This window comes from Rhizobacter sp. P2_H2, assembly GCF_056403375.1.
This window is the reverse complement of sequence record NZ_JBFUFP010000760.1, coordinates 1-2,676: the sequence shown is the minus strand read 5'-3', so window position 1 is coordinate 2,676 and position 2,676 is coordinate 1. Positions and strand designations below refer to the sequence as shown.

General features: G+C 68.5%; 2 protein-coding genes. Both read left to right on the top strand.

The window, feature by feature from the left end; translation table 11 throughout:
* A partial coding sequence (locus tag AC1D15_RS25885) for an efflux RND transporter permease subunit (protein ID WP_477828246.1) occupies positions 1 to 2,003 on the top strand: 2,003 nt, incomplete at its 5' end.
* A partial coding sequence (locus tag AC1D15_RS25880; RefSeq protein WP_477828245.1) for an efflux RND transporter permease subunit occupies positions 2,000 to 2,676 on the top strand: 677 nt, incomplete at its 3' end. The genes AC1D15_RS25885 and AC1D15_RS25880, both read left to right, overlap by 4 nt.

The following is a 2,676-nucleotide window of genomic DNA, read 5'->3' as shown; positions in this document are numbered from 1 at the left end:
TCGGCACCTTCGGCGTGATGTACCTGCTGGGCTACAGCCTGAACAACCTGAGCCTGATGGCGCTGACGATCGCCACCGGCTTCGTCGTCGACGACGCGATCGTGATGATCGAGAACATCGCCCGCTACATCGAGGAAGGCGAGCCGCMGATGCAGGCGGCGCTSAAGGGCGCSASGCAGATCGGCTTCACSMTCATCTCSCTGACCGTSTCGCTGATCGCGGTGCTGATCCCGCTGCTGTTCATGGSSGAYGTGGTGGGSCGGCTGTTCCGCGAGTTCGCGGTGACGCTCGCGATCACGATCCTGATCTCGGCCGTGGTGTCGCTGACGCTGGTGCCGATGATGTCGGGGCGCTGGCTGACACAGCATGAAGACCCGAAGACCGCGAAGGGGTTTGCAGCGGCGACCCAGCGCCTGTTCGACCGCGTGATCGCGCAGTACGACGTCTGGCTCACCTGGGTGCTCGACCGCCAGGCGCTCACGCTGCTGGTGGCCGCCGCGACGCTCGCGCTGACCATCGTGCTGTACCTGGTGATCCCGAAGGGCCTGTTCCCGACCCAGGACACCGGCCAGCTGAAAGCCCGCCTCGAAGCCGCACAGGACGTCTCGTACAGCCGAATGGCTGCCCTGCAGCAGCAGGCCGCGCAGGCCGTGCTGGCCGACCCGGACGTCGCGAGCCTGAGCTCGTTCACCGGCGTCGACGCGGCCAACAACACGATGCTGAACACCGGCAGCATGCTGATCAACCTGCGCGCCAAGCGCAGCGGCACGCAGGCGCAGATCATGGATCGGTTGCGCGAACGCGTGCAGAAGGTGGCCGGCGTCACGCTCTACCTGCAGCCCACGCAGGACCTGACGATCGACGCCGAATCCGGCCCCACCGAATACCGCGTGTCGCTCGAAGGCGTCAGCAGCGACATCGTCGCCGAATGGGCGCACAAGCTGGCCGACCAGCTGCGCACCGTGAAGCAGGTGCGCAACATCGTCACCGATGCCGGCGCGCAGGGCATGTCGGCCTACATCGACATCGACCGTGACACCGCGTCGCGCCTGGGCATCACCGCCAGCGCCATCGACGACGCGCTGTACAGCGCGTTCGGCCAGCGCATCGTTTCGACGATCTTCACCGAGACCAACCAGTACCGCGTGATCCTCGAAGCGCAACCCGGCCTGGTGAACAGCGCGCAGACGCTGGGCCTGTTGAACCTGCGCACCAGCTCGGGCGAGGCGACGCCGCTGTCGGCGATCGCGACCATCCGCGAGAAGCCGGCGCCGCTGCAGATCACGCACGTCGCGCAGTACCCGGCGACGACGCTCGGCTTCGACACCGCGAGCGGCGAATCGCTCGGCCACGCGGTCGACGCGATCAGGCAGGCCGCGAAGGACATCGCGCTGCCCGCCTCCGTCACGATGACCTTCCTCGGCGCGGCCGGTGCCTACCAGACCTCGCTCGCCAACGAGCTGTGGCTGATCCTCGCGGCGCTGGTGTGCGTGTACATCGTGCTGGGYGTGCTGTAYGARAGCTACATCCACCCGCTGACGATCCTSTCGACSCTGCCGTCGGCCGGCGTCGGCGCGCTGCTCGCGCTGATGCTGTCGGGCAACGACCTGGGCGTGATCGGCATCATCGGCATCATCCTGCTGATCGGCATCGTCAAGAAGAACGCGATCATGATGATCGACTTCGCGATCGACGCCGAACGCAGCCAGGGCAAATCGCCGCGCGAGGCCATCCACCAGGCGGCGCTGCTGCGCTTCCGGCCGATCCTGATGACGACGCTGGCGGCGCTGTTCGCCGCGCTGCCGCTGATGTTCGGCGGCGGCGAAGGCTCCGAGCTGCGCATGCCGCTCGGGCTGTCGATCTTCGGCGGGCTGATCGTCAGCCAGGTGCTGACGCTCTTCACGACGTCGGTGATCTACCTCGGCTTCGACCGGCTGGGCCGGCGCGTGCGCCGCGCCGGCGCCCTGCCCGAGCGTTCTTCCACGGACGGAGCGGCGGGATGAACCTGTCCAGGCCCTTCGTCACGCGGCCGATCGCGACCGTGCTGCTGACCATCGGCATGGCGCTGGCCGGCATCGGCGCATTCTTCGTGCTGCCGGTGGCGCCGCTGCCGCAGGTGGATTTCCCGACCATCTCGGTCAGTGCCTCGCTGCCCGGCGCGAGCCCCGACACGATGGCCAGCAGCGTCGCCACGCCGCTGGAGCGCCACCTCGGCACCATCGCCGGCGTCAACGAGATGACCTCGTCGAGCTCGAGCGGCTCGGCCCGCGTGACGCTGCAGTTCGACCTGAGCCGCAACATCGATGGCGCGGCGCGCGAGGTGCAGGCGGCCATCAATGCGTCGCGCGCCGACCTGCCGTCCACGCTGCGCAGCAACCCGACCTATCGMAAGGCGAACCCGTCGGACGCGCCGATCATCATCCTCGCGCTGACCTCGAAGACCCGCACGCCGGGACAGATCTACGACGCGGTGTCGAACATCGTGCAGCAGAAGCTCGCGCAGGTCGACGGCGTCGGCGACGTCGAGCTCGGCGGCGGCTCGCTGCCGGYCGTGCGCGTGGAGCTGCTGCCGTTCGCGCTGAACCGCTTCGGCGTCAGCTCCGAGGACGTGCGCGCCGCGATCCAGGCCTCGAACGCGAACCGGCCCAAGGGCGCGATCGAGGACGGCGAGCGCCG